At 73.5% G+C, this 24,296-nt stretch carries 20 protein-coding genes and 1 pseudogene; 8 read left to right on the forward strand and 13 right to left on the reverse strand.

The genetic code is table 11. The features are described from left to right. Positions 1-13: 13 nt before the first annotated feature. Complete coding sequence (proB, locus tag RB614_RS02760) at positions 14-1,123, reverse strand: glutamate 5-kinase (protein ID WP_308710709.1); 1,110 nt, start codon at positions 1,121-1,123, stop codon at positions 14-16. Positions 1,124-1,171: 48 nt separating this feature from the next. Here proB and RB614_RS02765 point away from each other — a divergent pair, with 48 nt between their 5' ends. Beyond that, positions 1,172-1,486: an MGMT family protein gene (locus tag RB614_RS02765; RefSeq protein ID WP_308710828.1), complete on the forward strand. Its 315-nt coding sequence runs from the start codon at positions 1,172-1,174 to the stop codon at positions 1,484-1,486. Between the two features lie 69 nt (positions 1,487-1,555). Here RB614_RS02765 and RB614_RS02770 read toward each other — a convergent pair whose 3' ends face one another. Continuing rightward, positions 1,556-3,010, reverse strand: a complete 1,455-nt coding sequence (locus RB614_RS02770; protein ID WP_308710710.1) for a gamma-glutamyltransferase — start codon at positions 3,008-3,010, stop codon at positions 1,556-1,558. A gap of 139 nt (positions 3,011-3,149) precedes the next feature. Here RB614_RS02770 and RB614_RS02775 point away from each other — a divergent pair, with 139 nt between their 5' ends. The 3 genes and pseudogenes from RB614_RS02775 to RB614_RS02785 form a co-directional block, all read left to right on the forward strand. Beyond that, positions 3,150-4,496 carry an MFS transporter gene (locus RB614_RS02775; RefSeq protein WP_308710711.1) on the forward strand — a complete coding sequence of 449 codons (1,347 nt, stop codon included), beginning with the start codon at positions 3,150-3,152 and terminating at the stop codon, positions 4,494-4,496. Beyond that, a complete protein-coding gene (locus tag RB614_RS02780) occupies positions 4,465-5,859 on the forward strand; it encodes a pyridoxal phosphate-dependent decarboxylase family protein (protein ID WP_308710712.1) in 1,395 nt (464 codons plus the stop codon). The genes RB614_RS02775 and RB614_RS02780 overlap by 32 nt, the downstream gene beginning before the upstream one ends. Before the next feature lie 39 nt (positions 5,860-5,898). Beyond that, positions 5,899-6,432 (forward strand): annotated as a pseudogene (locus tag RB614_RS02785) (NADH-quinone oxidoreductase subunit B); the annotation flags it as partial. 714 nt (positions 6,433-7,146) lie between these two features. Here the strand turns inward: RB614_RS02785 and RB614_RS02790 are convergent. The 6 genes from RB614_RS02790 to RB614_RS02815 form a co-directional block, all read right to left on the reverse strand. Further along, entirely contained in the window at positions 7,147-7,935 is a 789-nt protein-coding gene (locus tag RB614_RS02790) for a prenyltransferase/squalene oxidase repeat-containing protein (RefSeq protein WP_308710829.1), read from the reverse strand. A 70-nt stretch (positions 7,936-8,005) separates the two neighbouring features. Further along, positions 8,006-9,187, reverse strand: coding sequence for an adenylyltransferase/sulfurtransferase MoeZ (moeZ, locus tag RB614_RS02795; RefSeq protein ID WP_308710713.1), 1,182 nt, complete (start codon positions 9,185-9,187; stop codon positions 8,006-8,008). 141 nt (positions 9,188-9,328) lie between these two features. Beyond that, the gene (locus RB614_RS02800; RefSeq protein ID WP_308710714.1) at positions 9,329-10,201 is read right to left on the reverse strand and encodes a DUF3152 domain-containing protein; all 873 of its coding nucleotides are present in this window, start codon (positions 10,199-10,201) and stop codon (positions 9,329-9,331) included. A 208-nt stretch (positions 10,202-10,409) separates the two neighbouring features. Next, the gene (locus RB614_RS02805) at positions 10,410-11,228 is read right to left on the reverse strand and encodes a DUF3152 domain-containing protein (protein WP_308710715.1); all 819 of its coding nucleotides are present in this window, start codon (positions 11,226-11,228) and stop codon (positions 10,410-10,412) included. Further along, the gene (locus RB614_RS02810; RefSeq protein ID WP_308710716.1) at positions 11,225-12,247 is read right to left on the reverse strand and encodes an alpha/beta fold hydrolase; all 1,023 of its coding nucleotides are present in this window, start codon (positions 12,245-12,247) and stop codon (positions 11,225-11,227) included. Before RB614_RS02810 ends, RB614_RS02805 begins: the two co-directional genes overlap by 4 nt. 40 nt (positions 12,248-12,287) lie before the next feature. Next, positions 12,288-14,381 carry a hypothetical protein gene (locus tag RB614_RS02815; protein ID WP_308710717.1) on the reverse strand — a complete coding sequence of 698 codons (2,094 nt, stop codon included), beginning with the start codon at positions 14,379-14,381 and terminating at the stop codon, positions 12,288-12,290. A gap of 153 nt (positions 14,382-14,534) precedes the next feature. On the opposite strand from RB614_RS02815, the gene RB614_RS02820 reads away from it, so the two are divergent. Beyond that, entirely contained in the window at positions 14,535-15,173 is a 639-nt protein-coding gene (locus RB614_RS02820) for a TetR/AcrR family transcriptional regulator (protein ID WP_308710718.1), read from the forward strand. A 218-nt stretch (positions 15,174-15,391) separates the two neighbouring features. After that, positions 15,392-15,619, forward strand: a complete 228-nt coding sequence (locus RB614_RS02825; protein WP_308710719.1) for a DUF3107 domain-containing protein — start codon at positions 15,392-15,394, stop codon at positions 15,617-15,619. 108 nt (positions 15,620-15,727) lie between these two features. Here RB614_RS02825 and RB614_RS02830 read toward each other — a convergent pair whose 3' ends face one another. After that, complete coding sequence (locus RB614_RS02830) at positions 15,728-16,405, reverse strand: ferritin-like fold-containing protein (protein ID WP_308710720.1); 678 nt, start codon at positions 16,403-16,405, stop codon at positions 15,728-15,730. A 267-nt stretch (positions 16,406-16,672) separates the two neighbouring features. Here RB614_RS02830 and RB614_RS02835 point away from each other — a divergent pair, with 267 nt between their 5' ends. Beyond that, positions 16,673-18,274, forward strand: a complete 1,602-nt coding sequence (locus tag RB614_RS02835; RefSeq protein ID WP_308710721.1) for a DEAD/DEAH box helicase — start codon at positions 16,673-16,675, stop codon at positions 18,272-18,274. 108 nt (positions 18,275-18,382) lie between these two features. On the opposite strand, the gene RB614_RS02840 is transcribed toward RB614_RS02835, so the two are convergent. Next, positions 18,383-19,189 (reverse strand): hypothetical protein, encoded by an 807-nt coding sequence (locus tag RB614_RS02840; RefSeq protein WP_308710722.1) that lies wholly within the window; start codon positions 19,187-19,189, stop codon positions 18,383-18,385. Positions 19,190-19,318: 129 nt separating this feature from the next. Here RB614_RS02840 and RB614_RS02845 point away from each other — a divergent pair, with 129 nt between their 5' ends. Further along, positions 19,319-20,461 carry a class I SAM-dependent methyltransferase gene (locus RB614_RS02845; RefSeq protein ID WP_308710723.1) on the forward strand — a complete coding sequence of 381 codons (1,143 nt, stop codon included), beginning with the start codon at positions 19,319-19,321 and terminating at the stop codon, positions 20,459-20,461. Here RB614_RS02845 and RB614_RS02850 read toward each other — a convergent pair. The 3 genes from RB614_RS02850 to RB614_RS02860 form a co-directional block, all read right to left on the reverse strand. Continuing rightward, complete coding sequence (locus tag RB614_RS02850; protein WP_308710724.1) at positions 20,445-21,329, reverse strand: hypothetical protein; 885 nt, start codon at positions 21,327-21,329, stop codon at positions 20,445-20,447. The two genes, RB614_RS02845 and RB614_RS02850, sit on opposite strands and share 17 nt — an antisense overlap. A gap of 154 nt (positions 21,330-21,483) precedes the next feature. Continuing rightward, complete coding sequence (locus RB614_RS02855) at positions 21,484-23,577, reverse strand: RecQ family ATP-dependent DNA helicase (RefSeq protein ID WP_308710725.1); 2,094 nt, start codon at positions 23,575-23,577, stop codon at positions 21,484-21,486. Between the two features lie 68 nt (positions 23,578-23,645). Further along, positions 23,646-24,218 (reverse strand): TetR/AcrR family transcriptional regulator, encoded by a 573-nt coding sequence (locus tag RB614_RS02860; protein WP_308710726.1) that lies wholly within the window; start codon positions 24,216-24,218, stop codon positions 23,646-23,648. Positions 24,219-24,296 lie beyond the last annotated feature (78 nt).

Genomic DNA, 24,296 nt, shown 5'->3' on the forward strand with positions numbered 1-24,296 from the left:
AAACTCTCACCTTCTACAGCAGGACCAGGTCGTCGCGGTGGACAACTTCACGCTCGTAGGCCGGGCCGAGCGCCGCGGCGAGTTCCACAGTGGAGCGGCCGAGCAGCGAGGGGAGCTCGACCGCGTCGTAGTTGACCAGCCCGCGGGCGACCGGCGCGCCCGACGAGTCGACCAGGTCGACCGGGTCGCCGGCGGTGAACGCACCGTCGACCGCGGTGATGCCGGCGGGCAGCAGCGACTTGCGCCGGGCCACGACGGCCTGCACCGCGCCCGGGTCGAGGTGCAGCCGGCCGCGCGGCGAGGTGGCGTGGGCCAGCCAGAAGAGGCGGGCGGTCGGCCGCTGCCGTACCGGATGGAAGAGCGTGCCCACCTCCTCGCCGGCCAGGGCCGCGGGGGCGAGCGGGGCGGCGGTCAGGACCACCGGGATGCCGAATCCGGTGGCGATCCGCGCGGCCTCGACCTTCGTGATCATGCCGCCGGTGCCCACGCCGGCCTTGCCGGGGCGGCCCAGCGTGATGCCGTCGAGGTCGGCCTCGGCGCGCACGTCGCTGACCTTGCGGGTGTCCGGCCGGGCCGGGTCGCCGGTGTAGAGGGCGTCGACGTCGGTGAGGAGCACGAGCAGGTCGGCGTGGACCAGCGCGGCGACGAGCGCGGCCAGCCGGTCGTTGTCGCCGAAGCGGATCTCCTCGGTGGCGACCGTGTCGTTTTCGTTGACGATCGGCACGGCCCGCAGGTCGAGGAGCTTGCGCAGCGTTCGGTACGCGTTGCGGTAGTGCACGCGCCGGGTCACGTCGTCGACGGTCAGCAGCACCTGGCCGACGACGAGGCCGTGCCGGTCGAAGCTGGCCGCGTACCGCCCGATGAGCAGCCCCTGCCCCACGCTCGCCGCCGCCTGCTGGGTGGCCAGGTCGCGCGGTCGCCGCGGGATGGCGAGCGGGGCGAGGCCGGCGGCGATGGCGCCCGAGGAGACGAGCACGACCTCGCGGCCGCCGGCGCAGAGCCCGGCGAGCACGTCGGTGAGGGCGTCGACGCGCGCGGTGTCCAGCCCTCCCGCCGCCGTGGTCAGCGACGACGAGCCGATCTTGACGACGACGCGCCGGGCTGAGGTTACTGCTTCGCGCACCCAACCATTCTGCATAGGCTGTCGTTCCATGGCGCGTTGGTGTCAACCGTGACCCCGGAGGAGTACGTCGAGGAGGTGCTGGCCCTCGTCGAGCGGATACCACCGGGGCGGGTGATGTCGTACGGGGCGATCGCCGACTACCTGGCTGACCGCTCCGGCCGCTCCTCCGCCCGCCTGGTCGGCTCGATCATGGCCCGGTACGGCGGCCCGGTCCCGTGGCACCGCGTAGTCAACAACGCCGGCCGCGTAGTCCCCGGCCACGAGCTCGAGGCCATGGCCCGACTGATCGCCGAAGCCACCCCCCTCCACAACGGCCGGGTGGACATGAAGCGCGCGGCTTGGTCCCCCACCCCACGCGGTTGATCAGGGAGTTGGTGGGGAGACACGCCGCGCGCCACGCCCACCAAGTCCCTGATCAACCGCTTGGGACGGCTAGGCAACCGCGCCTACGCCGCCGCGGCGGGGGTCGCCGGCGGCGCCCGCCAGGCCGACCGCGCTGACGCCGCCGAAGTAGTGGTTCTTGTCGGGCCAGCGGTTGACGTCGTAGCCGGCCTGGGTCAGAGCGGCCAGCTCGTCCTCGGGGTAGCCGAGCTCGGCGTGCACCGTGTCGTCCACCACGTGGAAACGCGGCCTCGCGATCGCGGCCGGCATGTCCAGGCCGTCGACCAGCACGCCGAGCAGGGTGTCGACCAGGGCGGTACGGATGCGTGAGGCGCCCGCGGAGCCGGCGGCGACCACCAGCGCACCGCTGCCGTCGACCACCACGAGCGGGCACATCATCGACTGCATGCGGCGCCCCGGCTCCAGGTCCGGCGTGATCAGTTCGCCCTCGCCGAGCATGGAGTTGAGGTTGATGCCGAGGCCGGGCAGCCACACGCCGGCGCCGATGCCCAGCGTGGTGGTGATCACACAGGCGTCGCCCTCGTGGTCGACCACCGAGATGTTGGTGGTGTCGCCGAGCCGCTGGCGGCCCCAGGTGCGCAGCGCGCCGGCCACCGCCACCGCGCGCGAGGGGCGGGGCATCGCGGCCAGGTCGGCGGGGAGCGCGGCGAGCGTGTCGATGGTGCCGTTGAGGTCGTGCCGGGCGTACACGTGGGCACCGTTGACCAGTGCGTGCCCCACCTCCAGCTCCAGCACCCGGTACGCGGCCAGGTCCTCCGGGCCGAGCGCGCCGCCGGCCGCCCGTACGGTGTCGACCATCAGGTGGCCGAGCCGGCCGGTGTAGAAGGTCGCCGGCCCCTCCTCGGCGAGGATGCCGAGCGCGCGGTCGAGCCCCGGGTGGTGCAGCAGCTCGCCGCCCTGGAGCAGTTCGCCGCCGGGCGCGTAGATGGCGGCGCCCTCGCCGGGCAGCAGCGCGGGCGCGACCGAGACCAGGGTTCGGGCCTGCGCGGCGGGGAGCACGACCCCGCTGCTGGCCAGCGTGATCGCCGGCTCCACGACCCGCTGCCAGGGCAGCCGGCCCCAGCGCCGGTGCACCTCGCCGCAGCCGGCCGGTACGCCGGGCACGCCGACGCTGGCGCCGCCGATCGAGTACGTCTGCGGCACGCCGCCGAAGACGACCTCGATCGGCACCATCGGCCCCGGGACGGTGTCTCCGTCGAGCCCTGGCACCGAGCAGAAGAAGTCCAGACACGTCACGGTCTGTGTCGAGGCGTCGTAATAGGTGGCGAAGCCGCCCCCGCCGATCCCGGTCAGGATGCTCTCGCTCGTCGCGGTGGCGAGCACGGCCGCCACCGCGGCGTCGGCCGCCGAGCCACCCGCGGCGAGGATGCGCAGCCCGACCTCGGCCGTGGCCGGGTGACCTGCGGCTACGCCAGCGGGCACGGGCATCGCCTCCGCTCGGGGCGGGGTGGCGACCGCAGTCGCCGTCGGGACACCAATACTCACGCGCCGCAGCGTAGAACCATCTACCGCCGCGTGCGGGCCGATGGCTAACATCCCCGGCCATGAGCGAGCGCAGCGAGCGAATGATCAGGCTCAGCGCCGCTAGAGCCTCGTGGCCGCCCGCAGCGAAGCGAGGACGGCGATGAGTGCCGGGCTGCCCCGGAGGGTGCACATCGGGTACGCGTCGGGGTCGCTGGCCACCGGCACTTTCGGGACGGTGCCGGGGCTGCTGTTACTTCCGTACCTCACCGACACGATGGGGGTCGCGGCAGGGTTCGCCGGGCTCCTGGTGCTCGTTCCGAAGGCGTGGGATGTGCTCGTCAACCCCGTGGCCGGACGGATATCCGATAGGTGGGGCGGGCGGCGCCCGTACCTCCTGGGGGGTGGTTTTGCCCTCGCCCTGCTCTTCGCGGCGATCTTCGCCGCGCCGGCCGGGACCGGCGCTGGCGCCGCGGCCTATGTCGCGGTGGCCTTCCTGGCGTCCGCGACGGCCTATGCCTTCTTCCAGGTGCCGTATGTGGCGATGCCCGCGGAGATCACCGACGGGTACGCCGAGCGGACCCGCCTGATGACCTGGCGGGTGGCGTTCCTGGCGCTGGCGATCCTGGTCTCCGGCGCGATCGCGCCGCTGGTGGTGAACGCCGGCGGCGACGGCATCCCGGGGCACCGGTGGATGGGGCTCTTCTGCGCCGCGCTGATCGTGCTCGGCGCGGTCGGCGCGTACGCGGGCACCCGTGGCGCCCCCACGAGCCCGGTGCGGGAGAGCGAGCCGAGCCTGCGCGCCCAGCTGCGGGTGGCGGCCGGCAATCGGCCGTTCCGGCTGCTGCTGGCCTGCTTCGTGGTCCAGGCGGCGGGGATCGGCACGATGCTCGCCGGCGTGAAGTACTTCGCCGACCACGTGATCGAACGGCCGGACGACGGCCCGACCGTGCTCTTCGCCTGCTTCGTGGGGCCGGCGCTGCTGGTGATGCCGGTGTGGCGGCGGGTGGGCGCGCGGGCCGGCAAGCCGCGCGCGTTCGGGTGGGCCTCGCTGATCTTCTCCGCCGCCGCGCTCGCGCTGGTGGCCGCGCCCGCGCTGCCACCCATCGCCGTCTACCTGCTGGTGGCCGCGATCGGCTGCGGCTACGCCGGCGAGCAGGTCTTCGCACTCTCCATGCTGCCGGACTGCATCGCCTACGACACCGCACGCACCGGCCGCCGGCAAGCCGGCGTCTTCACCGGCCTCTGGACGGCCGGGGAGACACTCGGCCTCGCGCTCGGACCCGGGATCTACGCGGTGGTCCTGCAAATCTTCGGGTACGTCTCGTCGGCGAGCGGCGAAGCGGCGGCGCAGGACGGCACGGCGCGGCTGGGCGTGCTGCTCGGCTTCACGGTGCTCCCCGCCGTGGTGGTGGGGGCGGCGCTGCTCCTCATGCGCGGATACGACCTGACCGAGGAGCGTCTGTACGGTGATCGGCATGTCGTTGCCGAAGGACGGCCTGCCGGCTGAGCAGGTGCTCGACGAGATCCGGGCCTTGCGGGCGGCCGACCGCCCGACGCACGGCGGGCGCCTCTTCGCGTACGTCTACGACCCGGGACTCGACGGCCTCGACGAGCTGGCCATGTCGGCGTACGCCCTCGCCGCGCACGTCAACGGCCTCGACCCGACCGCGTTCCCGTCCCTGCTGGCGATGGAGAACACGCTGGTCGGCGCCGCGGCCACGCTGCTGGGCGGCGGCCCGGACACGGTCGGAAACGTGACCAGCGGCGGCACCGAGTCGCTGATGCTGGCGGTGAAGGCGGCCCGCGACGGCGCACCGGGAGTCGAGCGGCCGCGCATGGTGGTGCCGGTGACCGGGCACGCCGCGTTCACGAAGGCGGCGCACTACCTCGGCGTGGCGCTCGACCTCGTACCCGCTTCGCCATCCACATTGCGCCCGGCGGCCGAGGACGTCGCGGCGGCGATCGGGCCGGACACGGTGCTGGTCGCCTGCTCCGCGCCGGCGTACGCGCACGGCGTCGTGGACCCGGTGGCGGAGATCGCGGCCGTGGCGTCGGCGGCCGGCGTACGGTGCCACGTGGACGCCTGCTTCGGCGGCTGGACCCTCCCCTACCTGCGGCGGCTCGGTGTGGACGTACCGCCGTTCGACCTCTCGGTGCCCGGGGTCACGTCGATCTCGGTCGACCTGCACAAGTACGCGTACACGCCGAAGGGTGTGTCGGTGCTGCTGCACCGGGACGCCGAGCTGCGCCGGCCGCAGTACTTCGCGTACGCCGGGTGGCCCGGCTACACGATGGTCAACCCGGTGATCTCGTCCACCCGCTCGGGCGGCCCGATCGCCGCCGCGTACGCGGTGCTGCGCCACATCGGCGACAGCGGCTACCTCGCGCTCGCGTCCCGCACGCTGGAGGCGGTACGTTCGCTGGCTCTCGCCGTCTCCGGCGTGGAGGGACTGCGGCTGCTCGCACCACTGGAGTCCACGGTGGTCTGCTTCACCGCCGACTCGTTCGACGTCTTCGTGCTGGCCGACGAGCTCGCCGCGCGGGGGTGGCACACCCAGCCCCAGTTCGCGTACGGCGAGCTGCCGGCCAGCATCCACCTGAGCGTGACCGCCTCGGTGGCACCCCGGGTCGCCGAGTTCGGCCCCGACCTGGCGGCGGCGGCCCAGGCGGCGCGGGCGGCCGGTCCGGTGTCGCTGCCCTCCGTTTCGCTGGACACGCCACTGCCCGAGCTACTGGCCGCGCTCGGCTTCGGCGCCGGGCTGCCGGACCGCATGGCCCCGGTGAACGCGCTGCTCAACGCGGCCCCGCCGGAGGTACGCGAGGCGCTGCTGGTCGACTTCCTCGGCCACCTGCAGCGTCCCGCGCTCTGAGCCCAGCGCAGGTCGCGCGGGCTGTGGTTGACTTGTGTCGTGCAGTTGCCAGGAGTGCTCGGCGAGCCGATCCGCTTCGTGCTCAACTGGGGTCGGCGCTACTCGCTGTGGGTCTTCAACTTCGGCCTGGCCTGCTGCGCCATCGAGTTCATCGCGACCAGCATGGGCCGGCACGACTTCATCCGGCTCGGTGTGATCCCGTTCGCGCACGGCCCCCGCCAAGCCGACCTCATGGTGGTCTCCGGCACGGTCACCGACAAGATGGCACCGGCGATCAAGCGCCTCTACGACCAGATGCCCGAGCCCAAGTACGTGATCTCCTTCGGCGCCTGCTCCAACTGCGGCGGCCCGTACTGGGACTCCTACTCGGTCACCAAGGGCGTCGACCAGATCATCCCCGTCGACGTGTACGTGCCCGGCTGCCCACCCCGCCCCGAGGCGCTGCTGCACGGCATCCTCCGCCTCCAGGAAAAGATCGCCGGCGAGCAGTCCGGCATCGGCGGCGTGGCCCGGCCGGACCCGCTCGCCGCCCCGGAGGCCGAGGCGCTGACCGCACCCCTGGTCACGGCGCCGCCGTCAGAGCACCGGGTGGTCGTACCCGACAACATCGACTGGCACCGCGGCGTCGCGGCGCCACAGCCTCCCCCGCTCCGCCCCGACGGCCGCCTGCCGGTCCACGAGATCACCGGCGACCGCGCCGGGGCGGGCGCCCCGTTCGGCGACGACCGCGAGTTGCCCCTGCCGCCGGACAAGCTCGACTACCAGCACCCCCACCCCGAAGACCGCGACTGACTCCCTCCCGCCGACGATCTATTTCAGACTTTGGGCTACCGCGATGTTCGCCGTGGTCTGGACCGTTGCGCGGGGGTCCCCGGGGAAACGTGGAGCGTTTCTTGGGGTGCGTTCCCGCGGCCTCACCCTCCGCTCCTGGTCACGGTCACCCCGCCTGCCGCGCCGCCGGAACCGCTCCGGCCGCGTGCGCGGCCCGCGCTGGGGCGGTCGATGCGCACGCGAAGCTACCGAGCTACCCCGTCCATGCGTCCGGCCCCGACCCGGAGGACCGGGCCTTGATCGACATCGACCCCGGCTGGCCTCTGAGTAGATCGTGGTACTCAGGTGCCCCTCCAGGGGCCTCCGAGTACCACGATCTGCACCTCCAGCCGACATCAGAGCGCCGATCAAGGGACAGCGGCCACCATTGATCAAGGGCCTGGGGTTACCGGTGTGCCCTCTTCACGCCCAGCGTGATCAACACCAGTTGTGAAGACTCAAATCTTGAAGATTCTCTCAGCGGATGGCGCGGATGGCGGCGAGCGTGGTGTGGACGTCGAAGGCCGAGCCGTCGTCGCTGGGCCAGCCGCCGTCGCTGCGCTGGGTCTCGGCCAGCCGGCGGCGGGCGGCGGTCAGCAGCCACTCGTCCACCGCGATCCCGACGCGGCGCAGGGTCGACGCCATCGACGCCACGTCGGCGGGGCTCATCTGGCCCAGCCGGTCGCCGAGCATGATCTGGATGCGGGCGGACTCGTAGAACATGTCCTGCCGGTGCAGCACCGCGGCGCTCAGCCACGCGCTCGCCAGGAACGACTTCCACGAGCCGTCCGCGCCGATGTGCGCGGCGATCGCCTGGGCTGCCGGTCTGAGCAGGGCGCCGTACTGGCCGCCGCCCCAGCCGGCGTCCAGATCGGAGACGGTGAGCCAGAAGGCGGCGTTCGCGGTCAGATAGAGCCTGGCCTCGGGGTCGCCGGGCGTGGCCCACGACGGTGCCTCGCCGGCCAGCGAGTCGTCTTCCTCCCACATGCTGTTGTGCTGGCGGCCGGCGAGCCAGTCCAACCCGCGGCGGGCCGCCGGGCGGCCGAGCGCGCCGAGGTCGTCAAGCTCGGCCAGCCGGAAGCAGGTGGCGTCGACCGACGCCACCTCGGCGCCCCACGTGGCCGGCCAACCGCCGTCGGGCGCCTGGCCGATCTCCGCGGTGGCGAGGATGTCTTCGGTCGGGATGGCACCGGTGCGCAGGTACGACAGACGGGCGCGATCCACGGCGTCCCCGTGGGCCACCACGAACCCGATCGCGCCGTCCATGTCGACCACGGGCGAAACCATACCGGCGGGCTTGGGGTCACGCCTCGGTAGGACAGCCCCGAAGACCAGGTCAGTAGGCCGGTAGCGAAGGGTCGACCTGCTTGATCCAGGAGAGCACGCCGCCCTGTACGTGCACCGCGTCCTTGAAGCCCGCCGCCTTGAGCGCGGCCAACGCCTCGGCCGACCGGACACCCGACTTGCAGTGCAGCACGATCTGCTGGTCCTGCGGGAAGCGGGACAGCGCCTCGCCGGAGAGGATGTCGCCCTTAGGGATCAGCGTGGCGCCGGGGATGCGCACGATCTGGTACTCGGCGGGCTCACGGACGTCGACCAGGAAGAGGTCCTTGCCGGAGTCCTGCCAGTCCTTGAGCTCGCGGGCCGTGATCGTGGAGTCGACCGCCGCCTCCTGGGCCTCGACCGACACCGCGCCGCAGAAGTCCTCGTAGTCTTCCAGCAGGTCGGTGACCGTCGGGTTGTCGCCGCAGAGCGCGCAGTTGGGGTCCTTGCGGACCTTGATCTTCCGGTACGACATCTCCAGCGCGTCGTAGACCATCAGGCCGCCCACCAGCGGGTCGCCGACGCCGGTCAGCACCTTGATCGCCTCGGTGACCTGGATGGAGCCGATCGACGCGCAGAGCACGCCGAGCACGCCGCCCTCGGCGCAGGAGGGGACCATGCCGGGCGGCGGGGGCTCCGGGTAGAGGCAGCGGTAGCAGGGGCCGTGCTCGGCCCAGAAGACCGACGCCTGGCCGTCGAAGCGGTAGATCGAACCCCACACGTACGGCTTGCCGAGCAGCACGGCCGCGTCGTTGACCATGTAGCGGGTGGCGAAGTTGTCGGTGCCGTCGACGATCAGGTCGTACTGCGAGAAGATCTCCCGCACGTTGTCCCGGTCGAGCGACGTGTTGTGGATGACCACGTTGACGTACGGGTTGATCTCGCGGACCGACTCGGCCGCCGACTCCGCCTTCGGGCGGCCGACGTCCGACTGGCCGTGGATGATCTGGCGCTGCAGGTTGGACTCGTCGACCGTGTCGAAGTCGATGATGCCGAGCGTGCCCACGCCAGCGGCCGCCAGGTACATCAGGGCGGGCGAACCGAGGCCACCGGCGCCCACACAGAGCACTTTCGCGTTCTTCAGTCGCTTTTGCCCGTCCATCGCGACGTCCGGGATGATCAGGTGGCGAGAATAGCGGCGGATCTCGTCGACGGACAGCTCGGCGGCGGGCTCGACGAGCGGGGGCAGCGACACGGTGGACTCCCCGGAGGCTAAGAGAGAGCGCTAACCGCACCATTGTTGCTCGCTGGTGACGGGACGGGGCAATGACGTGGCACACGGCCCACAACGCGGGATCAGGGAATGTCCGGGCCCTCAGGGCAGCGCCGCGCCCGCTTAGGGCATCGCCGGGCCCGAATATCTGCGGCCGGCCAAGTACGGCCACGCGTACGCCAGGCAGCCCTTGAGCCCGAGCGTCTGCTGCTGCATCACCGGAGCGGGCGCGCCGGGCGCCGGGCAGCCCTCGTGGCCGTGGCCGAGCTGGTGCCCGACCTCGTGGTTGATCGCGTACGCCCGGTAGGTCGAGACCGGTGCCCCGTAGTCGGGTACCGCGTTGAGCCAGCGGCCGAGGTTGATGACGACCTGGCCGGGGAGGCGGCACGAGGTGTACCGCTCGGTGGCCAGTCCACCCCGCGCGCACATCCGCTCCGAGGTGGCCGGCGTGGCCAGGTAGATCGTGAACTCGGCGGTCGCGCCCTTGGGCACCCGCTGGAGCCGGAAGCTCTTGGCCGCCACCCAGCTGCGCGGGTCGCCGAGGATCGCGTCCACCTCGGCCGCGAACATGGTGCCGTCCTGCCCGCTCCCGTCCTCGACCGCGACCCGGAAGCGGCGCAGCGTGCCGGCCGTGCCGAGCACCCGCCCACCCTTCGAGACCTCGGCGAACGACCCTTTGCCCCGCTCCGGTACCGCCACCGCGGCCACCGGTTGCGATGCCACCGGGGACGGCGACGCGGCCTGGGTGGGCGAGGGCGCGGGCGACGAGGGAACGGCCGACGGGGTCGGCGGCAGCGACGGGGACCCGGCTGGGGCCGGGACCGGGGAGAGCGACGGCGGGTGCGCGGCCGGCGCGGACGTCGCCAGGGTGGGAGACGCGTCCGGCGCCGCCGCGGGGACGAGCGCGGGCTGGTAGCGGACCGCGTCGACCACGACCAGGCCGGTGCCGGCGAGCAGGAGGACAAGCAGGGCGGTACGCCGCCGCCGGTGCCACATCCGCTCCTCCGCGGCGGTCCGCCCCGCGGCCGCCTCGGCCTCCGGCCGCCCGCGGCGAGGCGTGGAGGTACGCGAGGCGCGTGCCGCTGGCGGAACGGGGGCACGAGGTACGCGCGTCGTCATGGTCCACTCAGCGTGCCAGTGCTCATGCAAAGAGCTATCAAGGCACGCCGGCTTGTCCAGATTTATGCCGCCATTTCCCGGAAGGTTACTTCAGCGGGCCGGCATAACGGTGGCCGCTCACGAAGGGCCACGGGTTGGCCGTGCAGCCCTTGAGGCCGAGCGTCTGCTGCATCATCACCGGCGCCGGCCGCCCCCGCCCCGGGCACAGCTCGTGCCGGTGTCCCAACTGGTGCCCGACCTCGTGGTTGACCACGTAGTCGCGGTACAGCGAGAGCGGCACCTCGGCCGCCACGAAATGGTCGACCGAGAGGCGCCACCGGTCCAGGTTGATGATCACGCCGCCGCCGACCCGGCAGGAGGTGTACGGCCGGCCGCGCACCGTGATGTCGACCCCGCCCGCCCCGCACATCCGGCCGGCGGTCTCCCGGGTGGCCAAGTGGATCGTGAAGTTGTAGGGCCCGCCGCGGGGCACCCGCTGCATGCGCAGCCCGCCGGCGGTCCAGCTCCGGGCGTGGCCGAGCGCCGCGTCGACCACCGCCCCGAACTCGTCGATGTCTTCCCCCGCGCCCCGCTCCACCGCCACCCGGTACCGCAGGAGGGTGCCGGAGCGCCCGCGGACCGGGCCGGCCGTCGCCGCGTACTCGAAAATGCCACTCCCCCTGGTCGGCACCGGCCCGGGGAGCCGCAGCACCGCCGGCGCCGGCCTGGGTGAGGCCGACGGAGATGGCGGCGGGGATGGCTGCGACGGTGATGGCGTCGGCGGCAGCGGGACGGCCAGCGTCTCGGTGGCGGGCGGCGGCACCGGTGCGGCCGGCGAGAGGTCGACGGGTAACACCCCGAGCGCCAGCAGCGCGAGACCCGCCAGCGCGGCGGTCCCGGCGACCACGCCCAGGGCGCGACTCACGCCGGCGCCACCCGCGGATTCGTGCGGCGCGCCGGGCGGACCGCCCGGCTCAGCCGGGGAGCGCGGGCGGTGGGGTGGTGGATCTCGTCCAGGAGCGCGACCGCCGCCCGGGCCACCACCCGGGGCACCTCCATCTGGGCCACGTGCCCGACCTGGTCGAGGATGAGCAGCCGGCTGTCCGGGACGGCCCGGGCCACCGCCGGCGCCACCCGGATGTCGACGAGCTGGTCCTGGCGGCCGCCGATCACGAGGGTGGGTGCGCTGATCCGGGCGGCGATCCGCCACAGCGAGCCGTCGCCCGGCAGGTACGCCCGCAGGAAGCTGGAGACCAGCCCGCGCAGCGAGCGCAGGTAGGCCGGGATGTAGTGGTCGAGCTCGTACCGGATGCGGATCTCCTCGATCGCCTCCAGCCGCCGCCGCTCGCTCACCCGGGTGGGGTCGGCGAAGCAGGTGGCGATGATCTGGTTGGCCATGTCTTCCGGCGTGATCCGGGACAGGAAGCGCATCGCGAGCCGGTCGCCGCGCGGGATGGCGAGCAGCGGCAGCACCCGGCTCTGGCTGGAGCGGCGCGGGTCCAGGAACGGCATGGCCGGCGAGACCAGGGTCAGCGACCGTACGAGGTCGGGGCGGGTGCCGGCCACACGTACCGAGATCGCCCCGCCGAGCGAGTTGCCGAACAGGTGCACCGGGCCGCGGCCGGAGTGCTCGATCCACCGGATCACCCGGTCGGCGAAGGAGGCGACCGTGTAGCTGCGGGCCGGCTCGCTGCGCCCGAAGCCCGGCAGGTCGATCGCCTGCCCGTCGAGGCGGTTGGCGAGCAGGCCGGCGAGGTCGGTCCAGTTTGTCGAGGAGCCGCCGAGGCCGTGCACGTAGAGCGCGGGCTCGGCACCGGGCGCGGTGGCCGGCGTCTCGCGCACGAACACGCTGGAGCCGTCGAGCATCTCCGACCGGCCCGGCCAGGGCGGCGCCTCCCGGTCCGCCGGGAAAATGTCATCCGCTCCGAGCAGCGCACGCTTCATCGATCAATGATGCCCCGGCCGGGGCGGAAGATGCCGCTCCTTACGCGAGCAATGCCTCCAAACGGCGGTTTACGGCGTTGAGTGTCGCACGTACGACAGCTTGCCGCGGGTCGCCCGCCACCAGCGCGGAACCGGCGAGCTGCTCGACCCAGCCGCCGCAGACCAGCAGCACCACGACGACCGCTACCTCGCAGCTGCCGAACGGCACCACGGCCGCGTGCTCGACGAAGCACTTGCCCCGGTCGCCCACCTGCTCGGCGGTGCTCAGCAGGTCGTCGACCGCGGCCGCACCGGCCTCGGCGCAGAGGCGCAACACGTACGCGTCGACGGCCGGGCCGTTGGCCCGCCCGATGGCCCGCCGCTCCTCGGCCGCGAGCTTGACCTCGACGGTGGCGTCCAGCCCGAACGTGCTGACCTGCACCTCGTCGATCACGATGCGGGGGCCGGGCTTGCCCGGCGGCAACGGGCGCGGCGGCGCGGGCTCGACGGGAGCGCTCTGACCCAACGGGCTCTCCTCCCGCGCCCGGCGGGCCCGGCGGCGCGGCGTCTCGGGGGCCGGCCGCCGCTGCTCGGCGACCGGGCCGCCTTGCTGGGCGGGCAGGTACGACCCGGCCGGTGCCGGGAAGGAGCCGGTGGCCGTGGGCTCGGTGCGGGCGCGGGCCGGCTGGGCCGCGGTGGACGGCTCCTTGGGCGCGGCGGCGAGCCCCATCCGGTCTTGGAGGAGGCGGGCGACGATGCGGCTGACCTCGGCCGGGTCGGCGCCGTCGGCGAGGTCGAGGCGGAGGCTGTGCGCCCCGGCCTCGGTGGTGCGCAGCGAGGCGTCCTGCACACCCTCCACCCCGCGCACGGCCGCCAGGATCGCCTGCACGTCGAAGCCCTCGGGGCGCTCCCGCGGCTGCACGTCGTCGCGGCGCAAGTGGCTCCAGATCCGGGTGAGGTCAGGTCCGTCAGCGGGGGACTCGGCGGGCGGCTCGGGCGCGGTGGGCACGTCCGGCTCGGCCGGTACCCGCTGCGGGAGCGCGTCCGGCTCCGGTGTTCGCGGGGGTGGTGGCGGCGCGACCTGGCTGGTGGTGGTCGCCGGGCCCGGTGGCGCCGGTGGCGCGGCCTGGGGCGACGGGCCGGTGCGCGGGTCGCTGGCCAGGTCGGTGGGGCGCCCCGCCGTACGCGGCTCGGCCGGCGGCGGCTCCGGTGCCCGCTCCGGCTGCGGCCACTCCTGTGCCCAGGTGGCGGCCGGGCGGGCCGGCGCCGGGGACGCGGAACGGACCGGTGGCGCCGGGCGGCTCGGTGCCGGCGGGGACACCGGCCGCTCGTAGAGCGAGGTATCGTAGCCGGGCCGCTCGTACGACGGCTGGGGGCGGAACCCGGGCGGCACGTCGGCGGCGGCCGCGGACTTGCCCGCGTCGCGCGCCTCCCGCCACTGCTGGGGCGTCATCGGGGCGCCGGCCTGCGACCGGGAGGCGGTCGGGCCGAACGACGGCCGGGGCGGCACGACCGGCGGCACGCTGGGCGCCTGCGGCGGCTGGCCGGGGGCGGCGCTCTCCGGTGGCGGCGCCGGCCGGCGGGTCGGCAGGGCGTCGGCACCGTGGCGGGCCACCTCGGCGCCGTGGCGGGGTCCCTCCGGCTGGGGCGGGTGCGCCGCCTGGACCGGCGGGGCGGGCCGGTCGACGGCGATCGGCGGGACCGGGGTCACCTCGGACATGCCGGCGACCCGGGCGGCGTCCTCCAGATCCCCCTCGTACGGGTACGGCGGGGCGCTCGACGGCACGCGCAGGGCGACCGGCGTGGAGTCGGCGCCGTTGACCGAGGGGTGCGGCTGGGCCTGCTGCGGTGGCTGCTGCTGGGGGGCGGGGCTGAGCGGGGCGAGCAGGTCGGCGTAGCGCGGGGCGTCGGCCCAGCCGTGCCCCGACCCGCCGTCGGCCGGGCCGTTGCGCCAGGTCGGCTGCACCGGCTCGGGGGCGGGCTCCAGCGCGGCGCCGGCGTTCGACCAGACCGCGTCGACCGCCGCCCAGCCGTTGAGCCGGGCCTGACCAGCGCCGTCAGCCTTACCGCCGCGGTCGGCGCGCTCACCGTGCGGAACTGCGCCGTTGCCGTTGCCTCCCGGCGTGACGCCACCGCCTTGCCCTGTTTCGTCCACCGTGCGCTCCTCGGTTGCCCTCGCTGAGGCTACCGTGTGCTGACAGCAGCGATAAGCCGCAACGTCAGGCTAGTTCGCCGGTAGGTCGATGTTTACCGATCCGTCGGATTGGCCGAAAGTCTTAGGGTGATACGTGAAAGTCGAGGTGACGGCATGGCCGTAGGGTCGGGAAGCGCGCCGGCGACGGGGCGGCCCACGCGCCTGCCGCGTTCCGCGCGTCGCAAGCAGCTCCTGGAGGCGGCGCAGGAGGTCTTCGTGGCGCAGGGGTACCACGCGGCCGCGATGGACGACATCGCGGAGCGGGCGGGTGTCTCCAAGCCCGTCCTCTACCAGCACTTCCCCGGAAAGCTTGAGCTCTACCTGGCGCTGCTCGACACGCACTGCGACGCGATCGTGGCCAAGGTGCAGAGCGCGATGTCCGCCACCAACGACAACAAGGAGCGGGTGCGCGGCGCCGTCCAGGCGTACTTCGACTTCGTCGACCACGAGAGCGAGGCGTTCCGGCTGGTCTTCGAGTCCGACCTGCGCAACGAGCCGGCCGTACGGGAGCGGGTCGAGCGGGTGGAGAGCGGCTGCATCGCCGCCATCACCGACACGATCATCTCGGACACCGGCGTGAGCCGGGCGCGGGCCGAGCTGCTGGCGTCCGGGCTGGTGGGTGCGGCTGAGACGGCCGCGCAGTTCTGGCTGGCCGCCGGCCGCCAGGTGCCAAAGGCGGAGGCCGAGGCCCTCGTGGCGGCGCTCAACTGGCGGGGCATCGGCAGCTTCCCGCTCCAGGGCGAGCCCGCCTGACCCGCTCCGCGGGCCGCGAGCGCAGCGCTCAAGCACAGCGAGCCGCGCGGACCGCAAGCACCGCGCTCCGCGGACCGCAAGCACCGCGCTCCGCGCAGGGTGCGAGCGCAGCGCTCCGCGCAGGGCTTAATGCGAGCCGCGAGGCGCGGCGAGATTCCCGCGCGGCGGTCGGATACCGTTGCACCGGCGGAGCATCCGCCGCGATAGAGGAGGGTCACGTGGAGGTCAAGATCGGCGTGCAGTACGCACCGCGCGAGCTCGTGATCGAGAGCGCGCAGACGCCGACCGAGGTGGAAAAGATCGTGACCGACGCGATCGAGTCCGACGGCGGTGTGCTGTCGCTGCAGGACGAAAAGGGCCGGCGGATCATCGTGCCGGTCTCCAAGGTGGCGTACGTCGAGATCGCCGAGGCGTCTCCGCGCCCGGTCGGTTTCACGGCCCGCTGAGCGGCCGCTCCACGGCCACGCCCGCTCACGCTTGAAGTTGATCAGGGAGTTGGTGGGCGTGCCGCCCGGCGCGTCACTCCATTAGGTCCCTGATCAACCCCAAAGGCGCTAGTTGTTGAGGCCGACCGCCGCCATCCGTGCGGTGTGGGCGGCGGTCAGGCGCTTCAGGAGCGCCTGCACACCCGCCTGGTCCTTCGAGCCCTCCACGATCAGGACGGTAAGCGCGATCCGCTCCCCGGCCATCCGCTGGGCCTGGGAGAGCCCCTCACCCACCAGGCGGCGGGCCCACATCGAGAGCCGGTTGGCCACCTTGGGGTCGGCGGCGATCGCGGCCCGGATCTCCCCCGCGGCAAACTCGTTGTACTGCGAGTCGTGCAGCACCTCGAGCACCAGGTCGCGGTCTTCCGGCACGAGAAACGCGGCGACCTCGCGGAAGAAGTCGTCGGCGATGCCGTCCCACACGTACGCCTTCGTGAGCGCCTCCAGCCAGTCTCTCGGCTCGGTCAGCTCGTGGTACTCCTGCAGGGGCGCCACGTACGGCGTCATGGCCGCGTCCGGGTCGGCGCCGAGCTCGGAGAGGCGCCCGGCGAGGCGGCGGTAGTTGACGATCTCCACGGCGGCCATCTCGCTGAGCACCGCCCGGCGCCGCAGGTCGGGGGCGAGACGGGCGTCGGCGGCCATCCGGTCGAAGGCCAGCAGCTCGGCGTACGCCACCATGCCGAGCAGCTCGACGACGGCGGAGCCCGGCTGGGAGACCTCGGACACGCCCTGGGAGACTTCTGTCACGCCCGCAGGCTACTCGCCCCGACCCCCTTCGCGGTGCCAGCGGTCACCCGGATCCGGGCCCGGTGGACACATTCTGAGCATGGTCCGTCCACGTCAGGTAGCATTGCGCAAGTTGCCGCTGGCCAGAGATCGTTCCTTCCCCAGCCAGCGGCGCGCGTGCGGCCCGCGATCGCATCGATTACCGCGATCGCGCGTGGCCCGCGCCAGACCGGATGAGCGCCCTAGGACGAGACGGGGCGCACCACGAGAGGGCACCCCTAAAACTCCATGAGCGAGATCGAAGAAGAGACAATCACCCGAGCCCCGGTCCGCCCCGACAGCCCGACCTTCGCTGATCTGGGCGTCCGCCCGGAGACCGTCGAGGCGCTGTCGAATGTCGGCATCACCAGGGCTTTCGCCATCCAGGAGTACGCGCTGCCGATTGCGCTGCGCGGCTCCGACCTGATCGGCCAGGCGCCCACCGGCACCGGCAAGACGCTGGGCTTCGGCGTGCCGCTGCTCGAGCGGGTCTTCGCGCCCGCCGAGGGCAGCGACGGCCTGCCCCAGGCGCTGGTCGTCGTCCCCACGCGTGAGCTGGGCCTCCAGGTGGCCAAGGACATCGCGGCCGCCGGGCGCACCCGGGGCGTGCGGGTGCTGCCGATCTACGGCGGCGTGGCGTACGAGCCGCAGGTCGACGCGCTCCGCGCCGGCGTCGAGATCCTGGTCGGCACGCCCGGCCGCCTGCTCGACCTGACCAAGCAGAAGAAGCTCCGCCTCGACCGCGTGCACGCGCTCGTGCTCGACGAGGCCGACCGCATGCTCGACCTGGGCTTCCTCGACGACGTCGAAAAGATCCTGGCGATGCTGCCGGAAGACCGCCAGACCATGCTCTTCTCGGCCACGATGCCCGACCCGATCGTCACGCTGGCCCGGCGCTTCCTGCGCCACCCGGTCGCGATCCACGCCGGCCACAGCGTCGAGACCGGCGCGTCGCCGCTGACCAAGCAGGTCGCCTACCGCACCCACCCGATGAACAAGATCGAGGTGCTCTCCCGCATCCTCCAGTCGGAGGGGCGGGGGCTCACGATGATCTTCACCCGCACCAAGCGGGCCGCCGACCGGGTCGCCGAAGACCTCGACTTCCGCGGCTTCGCCGCCGCCGCCGTCCACGGTGACCTGGGGCAGGGGGCGCGCGAGCGGGCACTGCGGGCGTTCCGGGCCGGCAAGATCGACGTACTCGTCGCCACCGACGTCGCCGCCCGCGGCCTGGACGTCTCCGGCGTCACCCACGTGGTCAACTACGACTGCCCGGAAGACCCGGACACCTACACCCACCGCATCGGGCGCACCGGCCGGGCCGGCGCCAGCGGTGTGGCCGTGACGTTCGTCGACTGGGAAGACATGCCCCGGTGGCGGCTGATCGACAAGTCGCTGGGCATCGAGATGCCCGAGCCGCCGGAGACCTATCACACCTCCCCGTGGCTCTACACCGACCTCGACATCCCCACCGACGTGTCGGGCACCCTGCCCACCGCCGACCGCACCCGGGCCGGCCTCGCGGCCGAAGCCGAGGAAGACCTGGGCGGCCGGGGACGTGGTCGCCGCCGCGGCCAGCCCGCGGCCCGCGGGAGGTCCCGCTCCCGCTCTGGTACGGGCGACGGGCGCGAGCCCACCGGCGATCCGTCCGAGTCCGGAGAGCCGACCGGCCCTCGCCGCCAACGCCGGCGCCGCCGGGCTGGCGAGGTCGTCGCGGGCGTGGAGCAGCAGGAGGCCACGGCCGCCGAGCCCGCCGCGACCACCGTCGAGGTGCCCGCCGCCGCCAAGCCGCGCCGCCGTCGCCGCCGCCGCGGAGGTGGTGGCACCGCCGCCGACACCGCGGACGGCGCCTGACCCACGCGGGTACCCACCCAGATCGCGAAGCTGAAGGAGCCCCTCCGCCAAGCTGGCGGAGGGGCTCCCGGCCCCGGTGCGCTGCGGGTCACACCGGGGAGCCGTGGGTCAGCTGACCGTGCAGGGGGCCAGGGCGTCGAGACCCACGGGACGCGCGTCGATGCGGCCGATGGCGGTCGCGATCCGGTTGATCGTGGCGACGCGCTTGCTCTCCAGCGGTCCGAGGATCGCGTTCTGCACGAAGTTCGGGCCACCCTGGCCCACCGTGCTCACCAGCCGGGCGTTCGCCTCGGCGATCTGGGTCTCCAGGAGCGCGAGGTTGCGGTCGACCTCGGCCTGCGCGCCGGCCGGTACCGCCGGAAGCTCGCTCTCGACGTCCGGGCAGGTGATCGTGCCGACCTCGCCGGCCGGCGGCTCCTCCTGCGCGGGTGGCTCTTCGGCGGGCGGCTCCTCCGCCGGCGGCTCACCCGCCGGGGCCTCCGGATCCTCGGCCGCACCGCCGCCACCGCCGGCGGCGAGCGTGCAGGTGGCGAGGGACTCCAGCCCCTGCGGCCGCGTACCCTGCCGGCCGATCGAGATCGCGATCCGGTCGATGGTGGCGACGCGCTTGTCCTTCAGCGGCCCGAGGATCGCGTTCTGCACGAAGTTCGGGCCGCCCTCGCCCTGGCTGGTGGCGAGGCGGCGGTTCGCCTCGTCGATCTGGGTGTTCAGCAGCGCGAGGTTTCGTGACACCTCGGCCTGCGCGGACGCCGGTACGCCGCTCAGCTTGTCGCCCACCGTGGGGCAGTCGACGGTCGGTGCGGCCGACTCGCCACCGGCGGCGGCGACACCGATGCCCGTGCCGAAGAGGGCGAGCGCCACACCCGCGGTGATGGCGATCTTCGTGCGGCGGCTGATCTCTCTGCTCCTGGACATGCGCGTGCACTCTCCTGTGCGGTGTGGAGAAGCGCCGTCCGATGACTGAGTGCCATCCGCTTCGCACGTCATTACGTTGGGAGTGCTCCCAAGGGTTCAACCGAAGATCCACGGATAGGCTTTTCAACCATGGTGCGCCCGCTCGACGACGCGCTCGCCGAGGTGCGGGCGCTGCTGCTGGACCCGGGGCTCACCCGGGCCGTCGCCGCCGGCCGGCGCCGGGGCCAGGTCCCGTCGGTGGTCCGCGCGGAGGTCCGCCCGGTCACCCTCAAGGGCGGCACCCGGTTGCAGATCGTGACCAGCGACGGCGCTCGCCCGCACACCCGCAACGTGGCGCCCGGCCCCGAGGCCGGTGCGGCGGTCGACGCGCTGCTGGCCGAGCCGTTCGGCAACTGGCACGTGGAGACCGCCGAGGCGACCGTGCAGCTACGGGTGACCAAGAAGGGCGAGGCCCAGGTGCACCGGGCGGCGGCCGAGCGCTCCGCCGAGCCGGGCGCGCACGACCGGGCCAAGGAGTACCTGCTCGACCCCGGCGACCCGCTCTTCGACGAGATCGGCGGCAGCGCGGCCAAGCGGCGGCAGGTGGACGCGTTCCTGCGCGCGCTCGCCGCCTCCGTCACCCCTCTACCGGAGCGGCTGCGCGTGGTCGACCTGGGCTGCGGCAACGCGTACCTCACGTTCGCCGCGTACCGCTACCTCGCCGGGCAGGGCGTCGACGTCGAGGTGGTCGGGGTGGACGTGCGCGAGGACCAGCGCCGCCGCAACACCGAGCTGGCCGAGCGGCTGGGCTGCGCCGACCGCGTACGGTTCGTGGCTGGCACGATCGCCGACGCCGAGATCGGACCGCCGCCCGACCTGGTGCTGGCGCTGCACGCCTGCGACACCGCCACCGACGAGGCGCTCGCCCGGGCCGTCAAGTGGGAGGCGCGGTGGGTGCTCGCCGCCCCGTGCTGCCACCACGACATCGCCGCGCAGCTGCGGGGGCGGGCGGCCGTCGAGCCGTACCCGCTGCTCACCCGGCAGGGGATCCTCCGCGAGCGCTTCGCGGACGTCCTCACCGACGCGCTGCGGGCGGGTCTGCTCCGGCTTGAGGGGTACAGGGTCGAGGTGGTCGAGTTTGTCGACTCCCGCCACACGCCGCGCAACCTGCTGCTGCGGGCGCGCCGCACGGGTACGCCGCCGACGGCGGAGCAACGGGAGGAGTACACCCGGATGGTGGACGAGTGGGGCGTGACGCCGGCGCTGCAGCGACTGCTCACACCCGCAGGGTGAACTCGGCGGTGCGCACCGTGCCGGCGACCTGGAAGTCGAAGTACATCCGGTAGCGCCCCGGGCTCGGCACGGCGAGCCAAAACTTCACCGCGCCGCCCACGAGCTCGGGCTCGGGGTGGACGTGCACGTAGCCGAGGTCGCCCTCGCGGAGCACCACCAGGTGGCCGTACGCGCCGAGGTAGCGCTCCAGCGTGGCGGCCGGCGCGACGGTGAAGAGCAGCGGCTGGACGGCGGCGGTCTGCGGCGTGCCCTGGTAGCCGACCGTGAAGCCGTCGACGGTCGCTTGGGTCGCGGCCTCCGGGAGGGCGCGGGGCGTGTAGTCGCCGCGCACGGTGAGGTCGGTGCCGAGCGTGACGGCGCTCTGGCCGGTGGGGGCGTTGGCGGTGAAGTCCGCGTACGCCCGCCAGACGCCCGGCTCGCCCAGCGTGAGCGGCACGCTCCACCGGCCGTCCGGCGCCATGGTCGGATGGAGGTGCTGGTAGCCGGTCAGGTCGCGGCGCACCACGATCAGGTGCAGTGGCTTGTCGTGCACGATCGCGAAGTCGGTGACCGGCCGCTGCCCGCTGTCGACGATCCGGAAGGCGAGCTCACCGGCCCGGCCCGGGGTGAAGGTGGTGGCCTCCGGCACCAGCGTGTACCCGTTCGCGCTGATCTCCAGGCCGCCCGCGGCGGCCCCGCTCCCGCCCCCGGTCGAGTGGGTGTGCGCCCCGGTGCCGGGTGAATGGGTGTGGTCGGCGGTGGCGGTCGGCGCCGCGACGGCCGCGGTGGGCCGGGCCGTGTCTCCGCCGGTCAGCCGGCCGAGCCCGAAGCCACCGATCACCGCGACAACCAACCCGGCGACGATGAAGGCGACCCGGCTGTTGTTCACGCGTACCAGTATTGCGGTTCGATGTGATCCAATGCCTCTGGCGTATTTCGCCCCATTTGCCGGCCGCCGCTTCCTCCCCGCTGCCCGTGATCAAAGCTCCCTTGAAGTCGTTCTAGCGACTTGGAGGGAGCTTTGATCATGGGCGGGCACCCTGCTAGCCGCTCACGGCCAGTGCCAGCGGGAGGACCAGCGGGGCGCCGGCCAGGCGGAGCTGGCGGGCGGCCATCGTCATCGTCCAGCCGGAGTCGACCAGGTCGTCGACGAGCAGCACCGGACCGTCGAGTGTGGCCAGCCGCGCGGCCAGGTCGTCCGGCGGGGCGAACGCACCGTGCAGCGCGCGCACCCGCTGGGCGCTGTTTCCCCGCGCCCCACCAGCGTCGCCGGCCGGCGGGAGCAGGCCGAGCAGCGGCAGCCGGCCGACCGTCGCGATGTGCTCGGCCAGGCCGCGAACCAGCTCCGGATGCCGGCGCGAGCCGATCGCCACGATGCCGACCGGGCGGGCCGGCCACGGGTCGTCGCCGCGGGCCCAGGTCTTGAGCACCTCCACCACCGCGCCGGCGACGTCGGCGGGGAGCGGGGCGTCGGGCGAGTCGGCGCTGGCGACGGTGCGCAGCCGCGAGCCCCAGCCGAGGTCGGAGAGGCGCCCGACCGCGCGCCCGCCCGCCGCCTGCTCGCCCGGCGGGATCTTGCCGCGCAGGGAGACGCCGACCTGCTCCAGGCCGGTGGGCCAGAGCTTCTTCGGCGGGATCTCGACGCCCGCCCGCCCCAGGAACGCCTGCGCCGCTCTCATCGCGGCTTCGGAGACCGCCGTGTCGTACCGCCGGCCGGCGCAGTTGTCGCACCGTCCACAGGGGACCGCACCGGGGTCGTCGAGGCACCGGCGCAGGAACTCCATCCGGCACTCACCGGTGGCCGTGTAGTCGCGCATCGACTGCTGCTCGGCCGTACGCGCCTCGGCGACGCGGCGCAGCCTGGTCGCGTCGTACGTCCACGGGTCGCCGGTCGCGAGCCAGCCCCCGCGCACCCGGCGCACCGCACCGTCGACGTCGAGCACCTTGAGCATCAGCTCCAGCCGGGTGCGTCGCAGATCGACGATCGGCTCCAGCGCGGGCGTCGAGAGTGGACGGTCGGTGGAGAGGGCGGCCAGCACGGCGCGCACCTGGTCTTCCGGCGGAAACGCGAGCGAGGCGAAGTAGCGCCAGATCGCCGCGTCCTCCGGGCCGGGCAGCAGCAGTACCTCCGCCTGCTCGACCGCCCGGCCCGCGCGCCCCACCTGCTGGTAGTACGCGATCGGCGAGGGCGGCGCGCCCAGGTGGACCACGAAGCCGAGGTCGGGCTTGTCGAAGCCCATGCCCAGCGCCGACGTGGCCACCAGCGCCTTGACCTTGTTGTCCAGCAGGTCCTGCTCGGCCGAGCGGCGGTCGGCGTCGTCGGACTGCCCGGTGTACGACGCGACCGCGTACCCCCGGGAGCGGAGGAACTCGGCCGTCTCGCCCGCCGCCGCGACCGTGAGCGTGTAGACGATCCCCGAGCCGGGGAGCCGGTCGAGGTGGTCGGCGAGCCAGGCGAGGCGGTGTGCCGGCGTACCGAGGTCGAGCACGGCCAGGCGCAGCGAGTCGCGGTCGAGCGCCCCGCGCAGCACGAGCGCGTCGCCAAGCTGCTCGGCCACGTCGGCGGTGACCCGGGCGTTGGCGGTAGCGGTGGTGGCCAGTACCGGCGTGCGCTCGGGCAGCCCGGCCAGGAACGTGCGCAGCCGCCGGTAGTCGGGCCGGAAGTCGTGCCCCCAGTCGGATACGCAGTGTGCCTCGTCGACCACGAGCAGCCCGGTGGTCGCGGCCAACCGGGGCAGTACCGAGTCACGGAAGTCGGGGTTGTTGAGCCGCTCGGGGCTGATCAGCAGCACGTCGACCGCGCCGGAACGGATCTCGTCGGTGATCTGGTCCCACTCGTCGAGGTTGGCCGAGTTGATCGTGCGGGCGTGGATGCCGGCCCGGGCCGCCGCCTCGACCTGGTTGCGCATCAGCGCCAGCAGCGGCGACACGATGACGGTGGGACCGGTGGTGCCCTGCTGGCGCAGGAGCGCTGTGGCCACGAAGTACACCGCGGACTTGCCCCACCCGGTGCGCTGCACACAGAGCACCCGCCGCCTCCCGGCGACCAGCGCCTCGATCGCCCGCCACTGGTCGTCGCGCAGCTTGGCGTGATCGCCGGCCAGGCGCTGGAGGATGGCTTCCGCTCGTTCCCGCATCGCCCCTTCCTATCAGCCGCACCCGACACCGGCAGCCCGCCGCACGCCGATCAAGGCCCACCGCCCGGTCAAGGATGGGCGTGCTCGGCCGGCGTCCGGGTGGGCAGGCCGCGTAGCAGCACGTCGAGGAAGAGGTCGAAGCGCGGCTCGGTCGGCCCCATGTCGTGCGGGGCCTGCCGCGCGCCGAGCCACTGCACGACGCCGAGCCCGAAGACCAGCCAGCTCTGCTGCGCCATCGCGGGCGTCGCCCCGGCGGCCCGGAACGCCTCGATCACCCGGTCGCGCAGCCGCCCGAAGGACTCCGGGTTGTGCCGGTGCGGCCGGGCCACGTGTGCCGCGTACCCCGGCACCGCGAGGAACTCGTCGTGCATCGCCCAGGCGAGCCGGGCCAGCCAGTCTCGCCAGCCCTCGGCGGTCGGGGTGGTCGTGGGGAGGATGCGCTCGACCATCACCTCGCTGATCAGGTCGAACAGCTCGTCGCGGTCGGCGACCCACCGGTACAGCGCCGAGTGGGACACCTCCAGCCGGGCGGCGAGGTCGCGCATGGTCAGCGTGCCGAGGTCGGACTCCAGCGCGGCGGACACGATCAGCTCGCGGCTGAGCCGGGCCGGCCGGCCGAGCTTTGATCGCTGGTCAGGCATCCCGGCGAGCCTAATCCACCACAGAGATAGTGACCGGTGGTCACAAATGCTGTTAGGGTCACCTTACCTAGTCCGTCC

The organism is Phytohabitans maris (assembly GCF_031085175.1).
GTDB classification, from domain to species: domain Bacteria; phylum Actinomycetota; class Actinomycetes; order Mycobacteriales; family Micromonosporaceae; genus Phytohabitans; species Phytohabitans maris.

What these genes read in the sequence shown, in the direction of transcription:
- RB614_RS02790 (WP_308710829.1), bottom strand. Translation starts at nt 7,935, where the DNA reads ATGGACGGCGCGATCGGGTTCGTGGTGGCCCACGGGGACGCCGTGGAT.
- RB614_RS02840 (WP_308710722.1), bottom strand. Translation starts at nt 19,189, where the DNA reads ATGTCCAGGAGCAGAGAGATCAGCCGCCGCACGAAGATCGCCATCACC.
- RB614_RS02820 (WP_308710718.1), top strand. Translation starts at nt 14,535, where the DNA reads ATGGCCGTAGGGTCGGGAAGCGCGCCGGCGACGGGGCGGCCCACGCGC.
- RB614_RS02780 (WP_308710712.1), top strand. Translation starts at nt 4,465, where the DNA reads ATGTCGTTGCCGAAGGACGGCCTGCCGGCTGAGCAGGTGCTCGACGAG.
- RB614_RS02800 (WP_308710714.1), bottom strand. Translation starts at nt 10,201, where the DNA reads ATGTGGCACCGGCGGCGGCGTACCGCCCTGCTTGTCCTCCTGCTCGCC.
- RB614_RS02775 (WP_308710711.1), top strand. Translation starts at nt 3,150, where the DNA reads ATGAGTGCCGGGCTGCCCCGGAGGGTGCACATCGGGTACGCGTCGGGG.
- RB614_RS02845 (WP_308710723.1), top strand. Translation starts at nt 19,319, where the DNA reads ATGGTGCGCCCGCTCGACGACGCGCTCGCCGAGGTGCGGGCGCTGCTG.
- RB614_RS02860 (WP_308710726.1), bottom strand. Translation starts at nt 24,218, where the DNA reads ATGCCTGACCAGCGATCAAAGCTCGGCCGGCCGGCCCGGCTCAGCCGC.
- RB614_RS02810 (WP_308710716.1), bottom strand. Translation starts at nt 12,247, where the DNA reads ATGAAGCGTGCGCTGCTCGGAGCGGATGACATTTTCCCGGCGGACCGG.
- RB614_RS02835 (WP_308710721.1), top strand. Translation starts at nt 16,673, where the DNA reads ATGAGCGAGATCGAAGAAGAGACAATCACCCGAGCCCCGGTCCGCCCC.
- RB614_RS02855 (WP_308710725.1), bottom strand. Translation starts at nt 23,577, where the DNA reads ATGCGGGAACGAGCGGAAGCCATCCTCCAGCGCCTGGCCGGCGATCAC.